This is a genomic window from Auraticoccus monumenti, assembly GCF_900101785.1.
Classification (GTDB): Bacteria; Actinomycetota; Actinomycetes; order Propionibacteriales; family Propionibacteriaceae; genus Auraticoccus; species Auraticoccus monumenti.
In genome coordinates this window covers 1642692-1657639 of the sequence record NZ_LT629688.1, presented here as the reverse complement: position 1 = coordinate 1657639, position 14948 = coordinate 1642692, and the positions used below count along the sequence as shown (strand labels likewise).

General features: G+C 72.3%; 13 protein-coding genes and 1 pseudogene. 2 read left to right on the top strand and 12 right to left on the bottom strand.

Annotation, left to right across the window (positions count from 1 at the left end; all coding sequences use genetic code 11):
* Positions 1–4: 4 nt before the first annotated feature.
* The 12 genes and pseudogenes from nuoK to BLT52_RS07580 all read right to left on the bottom strand — a co-directional run bounded on the left by nuoK (position 5) and on the right by BLT52_RS07580 (position 12545).
* A complete protein-coding gene (nuoK, locus tag BLT52_RS07635; protein ID WP_090592108.1) occupies positions 5–304 on the bottom strand; it encodes an NADH-quinone oxidoreductase subunit NuoK in 300 nt (99 codons plus the stop codon).
* Entirely contained in the window at positions 304–1233 is a 930-nt protein-coding gene (locus BLT52_RS07630) for an NADH-quinone oxidoreductase subunit J (protein WP_090592105.1), read from the bottom strand. The genes nuoK and BLT52_RS07630 overlap by 1 nt, the downstream gene beginning before the upstream one ends.
* Positions 1230–1886 carry an NADH-quinone oxidoreductase subunit NuoI gene (nuoI, locus tag BLT52_RS07625; RefSeq protein ID WP_090592103.1) on the bottom strand — a complete coding sequence of 219 codons (657 nt, stop codon included), beginning with the start codon at positions 1884–1886 and terminating at the stop codon, positions 1230–1232. Before nuoI ends, BLT52_RS07630 begins: the two co-directional genes overlap by 4 nt.
* Complete coding sequence (nuoH, locus tag BLT52_RS07620) at positions 1886–3223, bottom strand: NADH-quinone oxidoreductase subunit NuoH (RefSeq protein WP_090592101.1); 1338 nt, start codon at positions 3221–3223, stop codon at positions 1886–1888. The genes nuoI and nuoH overlap by 1 nt, the downstream gene beginning before the upstream one ends.
* A gap of 125 nt (positions 3224–3348) precedes the next feature.
* Positions 3349–5811, bottom strand: a pseudogene (locus BLT52_RS07615) (NADH-quinone oxidoreductase subunit G); the annotation flags it as partial.
* The gene (gene nuoF, locus BLT52_RS07610) at positions 5808–7136 is read right to left on the bottom strand and encodes an NADH-quinone oxidoreductase subunit NuoF (protein WP_090592097.1); all 1329 of its coding nucleotides are present in this window, start codon (positions 7134–7136) and stop codon (positions 5808–5810) included. The gene nuoF and the pseudogene BLT52_RS07615, both read right to left, overlap by 4 nt.
* Positions 7133–8062 (bottom strand): NADH-quinone oxidoreductase subunit NuoE, encoded by a 930-nt coding sequence (nuoE, locus tag BLT52_RS07605; protein ID WP_090592094.1) that lies wholly within the window; start codon positions 8060–8062, stop codon positions 7133–7135. Before nuoE ends, nuoF begins: the two co-directional genes overlap by 4 nt.
* Positions 8059–9414: an NADH-quinone oxidoreductase subunit D gene (locus tag BLT52_RS07600; protein WP_090592092.1), complete on the bottom strand. Its 1356-nt coding sequence runs from the start codon at positions 9412–9414 to the stop codon at positions 8059–8061. Before BLT52_RS07600 ends, nuoE begins: the two co-directional genes overlap by 4 nt.
* Positions 9411–10235 carry an NADH-quinone oxidoreductase subunit C gene (locus BLT52_RS21195; protein ID WP_090592090.1) on the bottom strand — a complete coding sequence of 275 codons (825 nt, stop codon included), beginning with the start codon at positions 10233–10235 and terminating at the stop codon, positions 9411–9413. The genes BLT52_RS07600 and BLT52_RS21195 overlap by 4 nt, the downstream gene beginning before the upstream one ends.
* A complete protein-coding gene (locus BLT52_RS21190) occupies positions 10232–10792 on the bottom strand; it encodes a NuoB/complex I 20 kDa subunit family protein (RefSeq protein WP_090592088.1) in 561 nt (186 codons plus the stop codon). The genes BLT52_RS21195 and BLT52_RS21190 overlap by 4 nt, the downstream gene beginning before the upstream one ends.
* A 67-nt stretch (positions 10793–10859) precedes the next feature.
* The gene (locus BLT52_RS07585; protein ID WP_090592086.1) at positions 10860–11219 is read right to left on the bottom strand and encodes an NADH-quinone oxidoreductase subunit A; all 360 of its coding nucleotides are present in this window, start codon (positions 11217–11219) and stop codon (positions 10860–10862) included.
* A 48-nt stretch (positions 11220–11267) separates the two neighbouring features.
* Positions 11268–12545 (bottom strand): geranylgeranyl reductase family protein, encoded by a 1278-nt coding sequence (locus BLT52_RS07580; RefSeq protein WP_090592084.1) that lies wholly within the window; start codon positions 12543–12545, stop codon positions 11268–11270.
* A gap of 200 nt (positions 12546–12745) precedes the next feature.
* Here BLT52_RS07580 and BLT52_RS07575 point away from each other — a divergent pair, with 200 nt between their 5' ends.
* Together BLT52_RS07575 and BLT52_RS07570 are read left to right on the top strand one after the other, a co-directional pair.
* Positions 12746–14047: an isochorismate synthase gene (locus BLT52_RS07575; RefSeq protein WP_231946548.1), complete on the top strand. Its 1302-nt coding sequence runs from the start codon at positions 12746–12748 to the stop codon at positions 14045–14047.
* Complete coding sequence (locus BLT52_RS07570) at positions 14044–14739, top strand: DNA alkylation repair protein (protein ID WP_197679246.1); 696 nt, start codon at positions 14044–14046, stop codon at positions 14737–14739. Before BLT52_RS07575 ends, BLT52_RS07570 begins: the two co-directional genes overlap by 4 nt.
* Positions 14740–14948: the final 209 nt, after the last annotated feature.

The window sequence follows — 14948 nt, the reverse complement described above, 5'->3', positions numbered from 1 at the left end:
TCCCTCAGAGCTTCAGCAGGTTCGCGTCGTCGACCGAGGCCGAACGACGGGTGCGGTAGATGGAGACGATGATGGCCAGCCCGACCACGACCTCGGCGGCGGCCACCACCATCACGAAGAAGCTGGCCACCTGCCCGTCGAGGACGCCCCAGGCGTGGGAGAAGGTCACCAGCGCCAGGTTGGCGGCGTTGAGCATCAGCTCCACGCACATGAAGGCCACGATCGCGTTGCGTCGCACCAGGAAGCCGACGGCGCCGATGGTGAAGAGGATCGCCGACAGCACCAGGTAGTGGTTCGGGTCCATCAGATCCGCTCCTCGTCCGAGTCGTCGCGCACCGAGGTGTTGTCCCGGACGTCCTGCTCGTTGCCGAGACCGTGCTCGTGCAGCGGCTCCCCCGGACGCGGGTCGCGCCGGTGGCCGACCTGCGGCTGGGGGTCGCGGTCGCCGGCGATCTCGGCGTGCCGGGTGGCCATCGGGGCCAGCAGCTCCTCCGGGGTCCGGATGGTGGCCCGGGAGCGCAGCGTCGGGGAGACCGAGCTCTCGGCCACCGAGCCGTCGGGCAGCAGCGCCGGGATGTCGACGGAGTTGTGCCGGGCGAACACGCCGGGGGTGGGCAGCGGGCCGGGGTGCACGCCGGCGTCGGCGTAGGCCCTCATCCGCTCGACCGCCCGCTCGCGCTGGCCGCGCTTGGCCACCAGCCGCTCGCGGTGGGTCAGCACCATGGCGCCCACGGCGGCGGTGATCAGCAGCGCCGACGTGGCCTCGAAGGCCCACACGTAGCGGACGAAGATCAGCGCGGCCAGACCCTGCACGTTGCCGCCGTACTGCTCGTTGGCCCCCGCAACGCCGACCGGTGCGGTCCCGCCGTCGGTGACCACGTCGTGGCCGACGGCCACCACCAGCATCACCAGCAACCCGGCGCCGACCAGCGCGGCCCAGACCCGCTGGCCGCGGAGCGTCTCCACGAAGGAGTCGCTGGAGTCGACCCCGACCAGCATCACCACGAAGAGGAACAGCATCAGGATGGCGCCGGTGTAGACGATGATCTGCACCGCGAAGAGGAAGGGGGCGTCCAGCGCCGCGTACTGCACCGCCAGGGCCACCATCACCCCGGCCAGGCAGAGCGCGGAGTGGACGGCCTTGCGGGCCAGCACCATGCCGATCGCGGCCAGCACCATCAGCGGGGCCAGCAGCCAGAAGGCCACCGACGCGCTCGTCACCATCACCGTCATCGCGCGCCCCCCTGCGTCTCCGCCGCACCGGTCTTGGCCCGGGCCTCGGCCTCCCGGGACTCCCCGACCCGCTCACCGGTGGGGCCGGGCGTCCGGCCGCCGGTGCGGGTGTCCGGGTGCTGGGCGCTGCCCATCCGGGTGTCGCTGGTGCCGGTGCTGGGCAGCCCGAGGAAGTACTGCTGCTCGTCCGAGCCGAGCCGGCGGGGGTGCGGCGGCTGCTCCATGCCGGGCAGCAGCGGGGCCAGCAGCTGGTCCTTCTCGTAGATCAGCGACTCACGCGAGTCGTCGGCGAGCTCGAACTCGTTGGTCATGGTGAGCGCCCGGGTCGGGCAGGCCTCGATGCACAGCCCGCACAGGATGCAGCGCAGGTAGTTGATCTGGTAGACGCGGCCGTAGCGCTCCCCCGGGGAGAAGCGGTCCTCCTCGGTGTTGGCCGCGCCCTCGACGTAGATGGCGTCGGCCGGGCAGGCCCAGGCGCAGAGCTCGCAGCCGACGCACTTCTCCAGGCCGTCGGGCCAGCGGTTGAGCTGGTGCCGTCCGTGGAAGCGCGGGGCGGTGATCTTCGGCTTGTTCGGGTAGTCCTCGGTGAAGGTCTTGCGGAACATCGTCTTGAACGTCACGCCGAAGCCGGCGACGGAGTCGAACACGCCCATCAGGACTCCTCCTCTGCGGTGTCGGACCCGGCGCGCCGGGTCGCGGTGGGCTCGTCGGGGCGGAGCACCCCGGCCAGCTCGGGCAGCTGCTGGCCGGCCCGCGGTGGCACCGGGTACCCGCCGGCCCAGGGGTCGAAGTCCTCCTCGACCTCCTCCTCGTCCTCCTCCTGGCGACCGCCGAAGAGGGCCAGCGCGAGGGCCAGCACCAGCACCACCCCGGCGACGATGAGGAAGGTGGGACTGGAGAAGGAGCTGCGGTCCAGCGAGCGGACGATCGCGATGGCGACGATCCAGACCAGCGACAGCGGGATGAGCCAGCTCCAGCCCAGCTTCATGAACTGGTCGTAGCGGAAGCGGGGCAGGGTGCCGCGCAGCCAGACGAAGCCGAAGATCAGCAGGATGACCTTGCCGAGGAACCAGACCGCGCCGAGGTAACCGGCGTCGATGCCCTCGATGCCGCTGAGCGGCCAGGGGGCGTGCCAGCCGCCCAGGAAGAGGGTGACCGCGATCGCGGAGACCGTGGCCATGTTGATGTACTCGGCCAGGAAGAACATGGCGAAGCGCATGCCGGAGTACTCGGTGTGGAAGCCGCCGACCAGCTCGCCCTCGGCCTCGGGGAGGTCGAAGGGGGCGCGGTTGGTCTCCCCCACCATCGAGATCAGGTAGATCACGAAGGAGGGAGCCAGCAGCAGCGCGTACCAGCCGGGGATGCCGGTGTCGCCGAAGGGCAGCACGATGCTGGTCTGCTGGGCCTCGACGATCTCCGAGGTCGACATCGACCCGGCGAAGAGGAAGACCGTGACGAACGAGAGCCCCATCGCGATCTCGTAGGAGATCATCTGGGCGCTGGAGCGCAGCCCGCCCAGCAGGGAGTAGGTGGAGCCCGAGGACCAGCCGGCCAGGACGATGCCGTAGATGCCGATCGAGGCGATGGCCAGCATGAACAGCACCGCCATCGGCAGGTCGGTCAGCTGCAGCTGGGTCTGCCGGTCGGTGAACGGGATGGTCACGGTGCCGGCCACCGGGATCACCGCCCAGGCGGTCAGCGCCGGGATCGCCGCCAGGAACGGGGCCAGGTTGTAGACCAGCTTGTCGGCGCGGGAGGGCATGAAGTCCTCCTTGAACATCAGCTTCATGCCGTCGGCCAGCGACTGCAGCCAGCCGAAGGGGCCGTTCATGGTCGGGCCCTTGCGGTGCTGCATCCGCCCGACGACCTTGCGCTCGAAGACGATGTTGAACAGCGTCAGGAGCAGCAGCAGGGCGAACACCGCCACGGCCTTGATCAGCACCACCCACCACGGGTCGTTGCCGAACAGGCTCAGGTCCATCTGCGTCATGCCACGCCTCCCTGCTCCTCGTGCTGTCCGTCCACCTCGGGCAGCGCGCCCTCGCCGACCGGGACCCGGGCCCCGGGCTCGGGGCTGGCGGGCAGCTCGGTGGGGCTGACCACGACCGGCGCACCGGCGGACAGACCGAGCGCGTTCACCGAGACGCCGGCCGCCAGCGTCGGCACCCAGACCACCCCGTCGACCATCTGCGGGGTGACGTGCACCGGCAGCACGGCCGAGCCGGTGGCGCCGTGCAGCCGCACCCCGCCGCCCTCGACCAGCCCGGTGCGGCGGGCGGTGGCCTCGCTGACCCGGGCCACCGGACGTCGGGCGGTGGCGAGCAGGTGCGGCTCGCCGTCCAGCGCCCGGCTCGGGTCGAGCATCATCCGCCAGGTGGCCAGCGTCAGGCGGTGGTCGGCACCCGTCCGGGTGGGGCCGCCGTCGGCGGTCATCGCCACCGCGCCGTGGGCCCGGCGCGCCCCCGTCGCACCCGCCGGAGCGGGAGCGGCCGCGGTGGCGGGAGCCGGCGCGGGTGCGGCCGGACGTGCTCCGGTCCAGGGGTCGAGCTGGGCCAGCTCGCGCCGGGCGTCGGCCACGGTGCGGATGCCGAGGTCGTGGCCGAGGGCGTCGGACAGGGCGGCGAGCACCCGCAGGTCGGTCATCGGGTTGGCCTGGCGGATCACCACGCCGAACTCGCGACGGCGGCCCTCCCAGGTCACGAAGGTGCCGGGCCGCTCCTCGACCAGCGAGACCGGGAGCACCACGTCGGCGCGCTCGGTCACCTCGCTCAGCCGCTGCTCCACGCTGACCAGGAAGCCCACCTGCTCGAGCCCGCGGCGGGCGGCCGCGGGGTCGGCCAGGTCGGCGGGCTCCACCCCGGCCACCACCAGGGCACGCAGCCCACCGGTGGCCGCGGCGGCCAGCATCTGGCCGGTGTCGCGGCCGGGGGTGGCCGGCAGCTCACGGCCGAGCTCCCACACGCTCAGGCAGTCCACCCGGGCCCGGGCGTCGGCGAGCGGACGTCCGCCGGGCAGCAGCCCGGGCAGGCAGCCCGCCTCGACCGCCCCGCGGTCCCCGGCCCGGCGCGGCACCCAGGCCAGCCGGGCGCCGGTGCGCTGCACCAGCGCCGCCACCGCGGTCAGCGTGCCCGGCGAGGTGGCTGCCCGCTCCCCGACCAGCACGACCGAGTCGGCGTCCAGCTCGAGGGCGCGCTCCAGACCGTCGAGCACCTGTGCCTCGGTACCGGGCACGGTGGGGACCAGCGCGGCCCCCATCTTGCGGGCGCCGTTGCTGAGGTAGGGCGCCAGCGTCCAGGAGCGGAGGCCGTGCTTGCGCATCCCCTTGCGGAGGCGCAGGAAGATCGTGCCGGCCTCCTCCTCGGGCTCGAAGGCCACCATCAGCACGCCCGAGGCCTGCTCCAGGTCGGCGGTGACGACGTCGGCCCGTCCGGCCACGTGCGAGGCCAGGAACTCGGCCTCCTCCGCGGAGTGCGGGCGGGAGCGGAAGTCGATGTCATTGGTGCCCAGCACCGTGCGGGCGAACCGGGAGTAGCCGTAGGCGTCCTCCAGGGTCAGCCGACCGCCGGTGAGGACGCCGACCGAGCCGGCCGCCGCCTGCAGACCGCGGACGGCGACGTCGATGGCCTCCGGCCAGGACGCCGGACGCAGCACGTCGCCCTCGCGCACCAGCGGGGTGCGGACCCGGTCCTCGCCGCGGCCGTAGCGGAAGGCGAAGCGGTCCTTGTCGGTGATCCACTCCTCGTTGACCTCGGGGTCGTCCCCGGCCAGCCGCCGCATCACCTCACCGCGCCGGTGGTCCACCCGGATGGCGGAGCCGCAGGAGTCGTGCTCGCTGACCGAGGGGGTGGAGGTGAGGTCGAAGGGACGGGCGCGGAAGCGGTAGGCGGCCGACGTCAGGGCCCCCACCGGGCAGATCTGGATGGTGTTGCCGGAGAAGTAGGACTCGAACGGCTCGCGCTCGTAGATCCCGACCTGCTGCAGCGCACCGCGCTCGACCAGGGCGATGAAGGGGTCGCCGGCCACCTGCTCGGAGAAGCGGGTGCAGCGGGCGCAGAGCACGCACCGCTCCCGGTCCAGCAGCACCTGGGCGGAGATGGAGACCGGCTTGGGGTAGGTGCGCTTGACGGCCTCGAACCGGGACTCGCCGCGGCCGTTGCTCATCGCCTGGTTCTGCAGCGGGCACTCCCCGCCCTTGTCGCAGACCGGGCAGTCCAGCGGGTGGTTGAGCAGCAGCATCTCGATCATGCCGTGCTGGGCCTTGTCGGCCACCGGGGAGGTGACCTGGGTCCGGATCTGCATCCCCTCGGCCACCTCCAGGGTGCAGGAGGCCTGCGGCTTGGGCATGCCCCGGCCGTTGCCGGCGTCGGGCACCTCGACCAGGCACTGGCGGCAGGCGCCGACCGGGTCCAGCAGCGGGTGGTCGCAGAAGCGGGGGATGGCCACGCCGATCAGCTCGGCGGCCCGGATGGCCAGGGTGCCCTTGGGCACCGACACCTGGGTGTCGTCGATGGTGAGGGTGACCAGGTCGTCGCGCTGCTCCAGCTCCGCACCCGCCCCCGTCCTGTCGGTGACGCTCATCGCGGACCTCCTGTGGCCCCGGCGGTCACCGGGGCGAACACCGTGCTGCGCTGGTAGGGCAGCAGCTCCCACGCCGGGGTGTGCATCCCCTGCTCGAACTCCTCGCGGAAGTACTTGATGGCGCTGGTGACGCAGGCCACCGCGCCGTCGGCCAGGGCGCAGAAGGAGCGCCCGCCGATGTTGTCGCAGAGGTCGAGGATCTTCTCGATGTCGCCCTCCACGCCCTGCCCGGCCTCGAGCCGCATCAGGATCTGCACCAGCCACCACGAGCCCTCGCGGCAGGGGGTGCACTTGCCGCAGGACTCGTGCTTGTAGAACTCGACCCAGCGCAGCGTGCTGCGGACCACCGAGGTGGTCTCGTCGAAGCACTGCAGGGCCTTGGTGCCCAGCATCGAGCCGGCTCCGGCCATGCCCTCGTAGTCCAGCGGGAGGTCCAGGTGCTCCTCGGTGAGGATCGGGGTGGAGGAGCCACCCGGGGTCCAGAACTTGAGCCGGCGCCCCTCCCGCATCCCGCCGGCGAGCTCCAGCACCTGGCGCAGGGTGATGCCCAGCGGGGCCTCGAGCTGCCCGGGCCGGGCCACGTGGCCGGAGAGGGAGTAGATGGTCATGCCCTTGGACTTCTCGGTCCCCATCGAGGAGAACCACTCCGCACCACCGCGCAGGATGCTGGGCACCGAGGCGATCGACTCCACGTTGTTGATCACCGTGGGGCTGGCGTAGAGCCCGGCCACCGCGGGGAACGGCGGCCGCAGCCGCGGCTGCCCCCGGCGTCCCTCCAGGGAGTCCAGCAGGGCCGTCTCCTCACCGCAGATGTAGGCCCCCGCGCCGGCGTGGACGACGACCTCGAGGTCGTAGCCGGTGCCGAGCACGTTGCTGCCGATGTAGCCGGCGGAGTAGGCCTCGCGGACGGCCTGCTGCAGCCGCCGCACCACGTGCAGCACCTCGCCGCGGACGTAGATGAAGGCGTAGCGGGCCTTGATCGCGTAGGCGGAGATGATCACGCCCTCGACCAGGGTGTGCGGGCTGGCCAGCATCAGCGGCATGTCCTTGCAGGTGCCCGGCTCGGACTCGTCGGCGTTGACCACCAGGTAGGTGGGGTTCGGGTTGTCCTTGGGCACGAAGGACCACTTCATGCCGGTGGGGAACCCGGCCCCGCCGCGACCGCGCAGACCGGAGTCCTTGACGACGCCGACCACCTCCTCCGGCGTCATGCCGAGTGCGGTGCGCAGGGCGGTGTAGCCCCCGGTGCGCTCGTAGTTCCCGAGCTTCCAGGCCCGCTCGTCGGCCCAGTTGGCCGTGAGCACCGGTGTCAGGGTGTCGCTCACTTCGCCTCCCCCTCGTCGGTCGACGTCCTCGTCGACTCCGTCGTGCCCTGGTCGCCGCTCGCCGCGGCCTCGGCGTCCTCGCTGCTCTTCTCCGCCGCCCCACGACGTCCGCCGTCGGGCTGGCCGGTGCCCACCGCCTCGGCCTCCGAGGCCGCCGGCCCCTCGACCGGCTCCGCCTCGGCGGTGCGCGGGTCCGGCGCGGACCAGCCGCGCTCGTTCGCGATCCTCAGTCCCAGCAGGGACTTCTCCCCCGCGGTCGGGCCCTCGTCGGCGCGTCCGTCGGGGAACCCGGCGAGCACCCGCTCGGCCTCGCGCCAGGAGGAGATCCGCGCGCCCCGGCTGGAGACGACCTCGCGGCCCTCACGCAGGGCGTCCACCACCTCCACGGCGCTGCCGGGGGTGACGTCGTCGAAGAACTCCCAGTTGACCATCATCACCGGCGCGTAGTCGCAGGCCGCGTTGCACTCGATGTGCTCCAGGGTGATCGTGCCGTCGGCGGTGGTCTCGTCGTTGCCGACGCCGAGGTGCTGCTGCAGCGCGGCCAGCACCTCGTCCCCGCCGAGGATGGCGCAGAGCGCGGTGGTGCAGACGCCGACGTGGTGGCGTCCGACCGGCTTGCGCTTGTACATCGTGTAGAAGGTCGCGACACCGCTCACCTCGGCGGCGCTGATCCCGAGCACGTCGGCGCAGGCCTCCACCCCCGCCGGGGTGACCCGCCCCTCCACCGACTGCACCAGGTGCAGCATCGGCAGCAGGGCCGAGCGCGGCTGGGGGTAGCGCGCGGCGATCGAGCGCATCTCCTCCAGGTGCACCTCGGTCAGCGCGGTGGTCTGGTCCCCGCTGAAGTCGATCCCGCCGGACTCGGTGAAGTGGGTCGGGAAGTGGTGCTCGTTCCCGATGTGGCCGACGGGTGCGTCGGTGCTCATCGGTCCACGCCCCCCATCACCGGGTCGAGGCTGGCGACGGCGACCACCACGTCGGAGATCATCCCGCCCTCGCAGAGGATCGGCATCGCCTGCAGGTTGGCGAAGCTCGGGTCGCGGAAGTGGGCCCGGTAGGGGCGGGTCCCGCCGTCGGAGACCAGGTGCGCCCCGAGCTCGCCACGGGGGTGCTCGATCGGGACGTAGGCCTGCCCGGTCGGGACGCGGAAGCCCTCGGTCACCAGCTTGAAGTGGTGGATCAGGGCCTCCATCGACTCACCCATGATGTGCTTGATGTGCTCGTTGGAGTTGCCCATGCCGTCGGGGCCGATCGAGAGCTGGGCGGGCCAGGCGATCTTGGAGTCGGCCACCATCACCGGCTGCCCCACCATGCCCTCGAGCCGCTCGATGCACTGCTCGACGATGCGCAGGCTCTGCCACATCTCGTCCTGGCGGACCCGGAAGCGTCCGTAGGCGTCGGCGGTGTCCCAGGTGGGGACGTCGAAGTCGTAGGTCTCGTAGCCGCAGTAGGGCTGCTTCTTGCGCAGGTCCCAGTCGTAGCCGGTGGACCGCAGCACCGGGCCGGTCAGACCGAGCGCCATGCAGCCGGCAAGGTCCATGTGGCCCACCCCGCTCAGGCGGCGCAGGAAGATCGGGTTGGCGTTGCAGAAGGAGGCGTACTCGGGCAGGTGCTTCTTCAGCCAGGCCACGGTGTCGCGCAGCTTGGCGATCGCGTTGTCGGGCAGGTCGTTGGCCACCCCGCCCGGTCGGACGAAGGCGTGGTTCATCCGCAGCCCGGTGATCAGCTCGAAGGCGTCCAGGATCATCTCCCGGTCGCGGAACCCGATGGTCATCACGGTGAGGGCGCCGATCTCCATGCCGCCGGTGGCGATGCAGACCAGGTGGCTGGAGATGCGGTTGAGCTCCATCAGCAGCACCCGCATGGTGGTGGCCTTCTCCGGCACCTGCTCCTCGATGCCGAGCAGGCGCTCCACCGAGAGGCAGTAGGCCACCTCCTGGAAGATCGGGGCCAGGTAGTCCATCCGGGTGCAGAACGTGACGCCCTGCGTCCAGTTCCGGAACTCCATGTTCTTCTCGATGCCGGTGTGCAGGTAGCCGATGCCGCAGCGGGCCTCCAGCACCGACTCGCCCTCCATCTCCAGGATGAGGCGGAGCACGCCGTGGGTGGACGGGTGCTGGGGACCCATGTTGACCACGATGCGCTCGTCGCCGCGCTCGGCCTGGCGGTCGGCGATCTCGGTCCAGTCCTGGCCGCTGGCGGTGTAGACCGCGCCCTCGACGGGCTCGCCCGTCGCGCCGAAGGGATCGCTGGTGCGGGTGTCGTGCGTGGTGCTCATGTGTAGCTCCTCCGCGTCTCCGGTGGTGCGACGACGGCGCCCTTGTACTCGATGTCGATGCCGCCGAGGGGGTAGTCCTTGCGCTGCGGGTGGCCCGGCCAGTCGTCGGGCATCAGGATCCGGGTGAGGGCGGGGTGGCCGTCGAAGACCACGCCGAACATGTCCCAGGTCTCGCGCTCGTGCCAGTCCGCGGCCGGGTAGACCGTCACGACGCTGGGCACGTGCGGGTCGGTGTCGGGGCAGCTGACCTCGAGGCGGATCCGCCGGTTGTGGGTCATCGACTGCAGGTGGTAGACGACGTGCAGCTCGGCCCCCTGGGAGGTCGGGAAGTGCACGCCGGAGACCGAGGCGCAGTGCTCGAAGCGCAGGGTCGGGGTGTCGCGCAGCGCCCGCACCACCTCGAGCAGGTGCGCCCGGGCCACCTCGAAGGTGATCTCACCCCGGTGCACCACGACGCCGGTCACCGAGCCGGCCGGGAGCACCCCGGCCATCTCGTCGGCCAGGGCGTCGAACCAGCCGCCGTAGGGCCGCGAGGTCGGCTGGGGCATCTCCACGATGCGCTGCACCCGGCCGTAGCCGGAGGTGTCGCCGCTGTCGGCGGAGCCGAACATGCCGCGACGCACCTGCAGCACCTCGCGCCGGGCGCCGGGGACGTCGTCGCTCCCGGTGGACGGCTCCAGGTCGGTGTCGGAGGCCTCGGCGTCCTGCCGCTCGACGCCGGCCTCCGGGGCGCGCTCGCCGGTGGTGGGGTGCTGGGCCTCGGCCTTCTCCGAGCCCTTGGCCTCGCTGGAGCCCTCCGGGCCCCGCTCCTCGGGGGTCACCGCAGCAGCCCCTTGAGCTCGGAGGTGGCCGGGGCCACCAGCTGGCGCGACTCCTGCTCGGCGTAGAAGCGCTCCTCGTTGATGCCGATCGGGGCGCCCTGCACCTTCTTGCGCAGCTTGAACATGCCGTCGATCAGCATCTCCGGGCGGGGCGGGCAGCCGGGGACGTACATGTCCACCGGCACCACGTGGTCCACGCCCTGGACGATCGCGTAGTTGTTGAACATGCCGCCGGTGCTGGCGCAGACGCCCATCGCGAGCACGTACTTGGGGTTGGGCATCTGGTCGTAGATCTGACGCAGCACCGGGGCCATCTTCTGGCTCACCCGGCCGGCGACGATCATCAGGTCGGCCTGGCGCGGGGAGGCCCGGAAGACCTCCTGGCCCCAACGACCGGAGTCGTAGCGGGGCGCGCCGTAGGTCATCATCTCGATCGCGCAGCAGGCCAGGCCGAAGGTGGCCGGCCAGAAGGAGGCCTGCCGCATCCAGCCGAACAGCCCCTCCACCGTGGTGAGCAGCAACCCGCTCGGGACCTGGTCCTCGAGTCCACCGGCCATCAGCGTGCCTCCGTCCTGTCGTGTGCGCCCGTGCGGTCGTGCCGCACCGTCCCCTGGTCCAGCCCGGTCAGTCCCACTCCAGACCCCCTCGTCGCAGCACGTAGAAGTAGGCGATGAAGACGGTGGCCACGAAGAGCACCATCTCGACCAGGGCGAAGGTGCCCAGCAGGTCGAAGCTCACCGCCCAGGGGTAGAGGAAGACGATCTCGATGTCGAAGACGATGAAGAGCATCGCGGTGATGTAGTACTTCATCGGCACCCGGCCCCCACCGACGGCGTGCGGGGTGGGCTGGATGCCGCACTCGTAGGAGTCGTACTTGGCCCGGTTGTAGCGCCGGGGCCCGACGTTGACGCTGGTGAGGACGCTGACCGCCACGAAGGCGGCCGCGATCGCCAGCAACACGATGACCGGGGTGTAGAGGTTCACCGTCCCTGCCTCTCCGTCGAAGCCCTGCAGTGCATGTCCGTGACGTCCTCAGGCCGCCGGTGCCAGCCGTGACAGCTGGTTGATGACCTTGTCCATCACGTCACCCTCGCGGGCGTCGGTCAGGTTGGCCAGCAGCTTCAGGGTGAAGCGCATCAGCGTCCGCCGTGGGAGACCGTAGCGGGTGCAGAGCCGCATCACCCGCGGGTCGCCGATCAGCTTCACGAAGATCCCGCCCAGGCGGTAGTAGCCCCCGAGCTCGGCCTTCAGCCGGGTCGGGTAGCCCTGCAGCGCACGCTCGGCCTGCGGGGTGCCGACGCCGCGGCGGTGCGCGTCGGTCATCGCGTCCGCGGCGTACTCCCCGGCCTCCATCGCGTAGGCGATGCCCTCGCCGTTGAAGGGGTTGACCATGCCGCCGGAGTCGCCCACCAGGAGCAGGCCCCGGCTGTAGTGCGGCTGGCGGTTGAACCCCATCGGCAGCGCGGCCCCGCGGACCGGTGCGGTCATGTTCTCGTCGCGGTAGCCCCACTCCTCCGGCGTGGTGTCCAACCAGGCCTTGAGCAGCGCCTTGTAGTCGGTGTGGCCGAAGGCCGAGGAGGTGTTGAGGATGCCCAGCCCGACGTTGGAGGTGCCGTCACCCATGCCGAAGATCCAGCCGTAGCCGGGCAGCAGGTTGGACGACCCGGGCGGGCCGTCCCACAGCTCCAGCCAGGACTCCAGGTAGTCGTCGTCGCTGCGCGGGGAGGTGTAGTAGGTGCGGACCGCGACCCCCATCGGGCGGTCGTCGCGCTTGGCGATGCCCATCGCCACGCTGAGCCGGGTGGAGTTGCCGTCGGCGGCCACCACCAGCGGGGCGCGGAACTCCCGGCCGTCCTTGCACCGGACGCCGACGATCCGGTCGCTGCGGGCGTCCAGCACCGGCTCGACCACGTTGGCCTGCTCGTACAGCGTGGCCCCGGCGGCCACCGCGTTGCGGGCCAGCAGGTCGTCGAAGTCCGAGCGGGGGCGGACCAGGCCGTAGGGCGGGAAGTCGGCCAGGTCGGGCCAGTCCAGGTGGAAGGGCTGACCGCCGCCGCCGTAGATGCGCAGGCCCCGGTTGTGCAGCCAGCCGGCCTCGGTGGAGGTGTCGATGCCCAGCCGGATCAGCTGGCGGGTGGCTCGGGGGGTGAGGCCGTCGCCGCAGACCTTCTCGCGCGGGAAGGTGGTCTTCTCCAGCAGGGCGACGTCGAGCCCGCGTCGAGCCAGGTGCGTGGCGGTGGCGGAGCCGGCCGGGCCGGCTCCCACGACGACCACGTCGGCGTCGACGACCCCGGACGGGGTGTGGGGCATCAGGTCTCCTGGGCGCTCGTGAAATCCTTCACTACCTCGGTCAGTCTAGGCACAACGGACCCTCCTCTGCTGACAGGGGCCGGGTCGGCGTCTCCCCTAGTCGGAGGCTGGTTCGGCGTGTCAATATCGCAACGGGACCGTGCCCTAATTGAGGTCCGTCGCCGACGGCGGCACCGCGGCGGACGCGTAGGCTGCTCGCCGTGATCGCGCCCCTGCTCGTGCACAGCACCACTCCCCTGTTCGTGCGCAGCACCCTCCTCGACGACCTCGGCCTGGACGACCTGCTCGACCTGCTGGAGGCCGGACCGGCTGCCGGGGTCGAGTACGCCTGGGTGCGGGGCGACGCGGGCGCGGTGGCCGGAGGGGTGGCCGCCCGGTGGACCGCCGGGCCGGGTGACCCCATCTCGGGGGCCTCCGCCTGGTGGGCCGGGGTGCGGGAGCGGCTGGAGCACACCGAGGACAGCACCGGGGCGGCCGCACTCGCCTTCGGCTCCTTCTGCTTCGACCCCGACCACACCAGCGCGGTGCCGGTGCTGGTGCTGCCGGAGTGGGTGCTGCTGCGCCGCCACGGCCGCACGGTGCTGGTCGAGGCGTCCACCACGCCCTTCACCGCGCCGGCGGCCACCCGCGTCCGCCGGCTGCGCACGCTGCGTCCGCCGGCCACGCCGTCCCCGGCCTGGCAGGAGCGGGCCGAGGGCCTGGACGCCGACGCCTGGGCCGACCGGGTGGCGCAGGGGGTCAAGCGCATCCTGGACGGCGACCTGGAGAAGGTGGTGCTGGCCCGTCAGGTCACCGCGACGGCGGAGGCGCCGGTGCAGCTGGGCCGGCTGGCCCGGAGGCTGCACCGGGACTACCCACGTTGCTGGACGTTCCTGGTCGACGGCCTGGTCGGGGCCAGCCCGGAGATGCTGGTGCGCCGGGAGGAGGGTCTGGTCACCTCGCGGGTGCTGGCCGGGACCATCGGGGTGCACGGGGCCACCACGCCGGAGACGCTGGCCGCGGCGCTGACGTCGTCGTCGAAGGACCTGCAGGAGCACGAGTACGCGGTGGCCTCGGTGGCCAGCGCGCTCAGCGAGTACTGCACCGGGATGAACGTCCCCGACGCCCCCTACGTGCTGGAGCTGCCCAACGTGCTGCACCTGGCCACCGACGTCACCGCCGTGTCGAGGACGGGGACGACGGTGCTGGAGCTGGTGGAGGCGCTGCACCCCAGCGCGGCCGTCTGCGGCACCCCGACCGAGGTGGCACGCCGGCTGATCGCCGAGCTGGAGGAGCTGGACCGGGGTCGCTACTCCGGACCGGTGGGGTGGGTGGACAGCGAGGGCGACGGCGCCTGGGCGATCGCGCTGCGCTGCGGCGAGCTGGACCGCGACGACCCGCGCTCGCTGCGGCTCTACGCCGGCTGCGGGATCGTCGCGGACTCCGACCCCGACGCGGAGGTGGCCGAGTCCGAGGCCAAGCTGGTCCCGATGCGCGGGGCCCTGGCCCCGGGGCAGCCGTGATCCCCGTCGCGCCGAGGACCGCCACCGCGGTGGTGGCCCGGCTGGAGGCCCTCGCCGACCCGTCCCAGCTGGCGGCGGTGCGCAAGCGGCTCGCCCCGGACGAGCCCGCGCTCGGGATGGCGATGCGGGACCTGTTCGACCTGGCCCGGGAGGCGACCGGGATGCCGCTGGCGGAGGTGGACCGGCTGCTCGACGAGCCCACCTACGAGGCCCGGATGTGCGCGGTCTGCGTGCTCGACCTCGCAGCCCGGGAGTCCCTGGGCGAGCCGGCGCTGTCGGAGCTGTACCTGCGTCGCCACGACCGCATCACCACCTGGGACATGGTGGACCGGGCGGCGCCGCGGGTGGTCGGCGCCCCGCTGGTCGGCCGTTCGGTGGAGCTGCTGCACGAGCTGGCGGCCGCCCCGGAGCCGCTGCGCCGCCGGACCGCCGTCACCGCACCGCTGTACTTCGTGCGCAGCGGCTCCGACGCCGACCTGGCGCACGGGTTCGAGGTGGCCGGGCTGCTGGCCGCCGACCCCGACCCGCTGGTGCACCAGGCCGTCGGGGTCTTCCTCAAGCACGCCGGTGAGCGGGCGCCACTGGTGCTGAACGGCTTCCTCACCCAGCACGCCGCCTCGATGGCGCGTCCGGCCGTCCGGCTGGCGCTGGAGAAGGTCGACCCCTCGGTCCGCCGTCGCTGGGTCGGCTGAGCGAGCCACTCCCCCGGCGCCGCCCCTGGCCAGCTCGGTGGGAGGGCGACTCTCCAGCTTCTCGGGCCAGTCGCCCCTACCCGTCGCCTCGCGCCCAGGCCTAGCGACACATCGAGGCCAGTCGCCACCACCACTCCCGTCCCCAGCTCGGTGGGCAGGGCGACTCGCCACCGCCTCGCGAGGCCAGTCGCCTGCTCGGCGGCACGGCG

Bases quoted from the DNA above. Each gene is read 5' to 3' on its own strand.
- BLT52_RS07630 (WP_090592105.1), bottom strand. From the start codon at position 1,233: ATGACGGTGATGGTGACGAGCGCGTCGGTGGCCTTCTGGCTGCTGGCC.
- nuoI (WP_090592103.1), bottom strand. From the start codon at position 1,886: ATGGGCGTGTTCGACTCCGTCGCCGGCTTCGGCGTGACGTTCAAGACG.
- nuoH (WP_090592101.1), bottom strand. From the start codon at position 3,223: ATGACGCAGATGGACCTGAGCCTGTTCGGCAACGACCCGTGGTGGGTG.
- BLT52_RS21190 (WP_090592088.1), bottom strand. From the start codon at position 10,792: ATGGCCGGTGGACTCGAGGACCAGGTCCCGAGCGGGTTGCTGCTCACC.
- nuoE (WP_090592094.1), bottom strand. From the start codon at position 8,062: ATGAGCACCGACGCACCCGTCGGCCACATCGGGAACGAGCACCACTTC.
- BLT52_RS07580 (WP_090592084.1), bottom strand. From the start codon at position 12,545: ATGCCCCACACCCCGTCCGGGGTCGTCGACGCCGACGTGGTCGTCGTG.
- nuoK (WP_090592108.1), bottom strand. From the start codon at position 304: ATGGACCCGAACCACTACCTGGTGCTGTCGGCGATCCTCTTCACCATC.
- BLT52_RS07600 (WP_090592092.1), bottom strand. From the start codon at position 9,414: ATGAGCACCACGCACGACACCCGCACCAGCGATCCCTTCGGCGCGACG.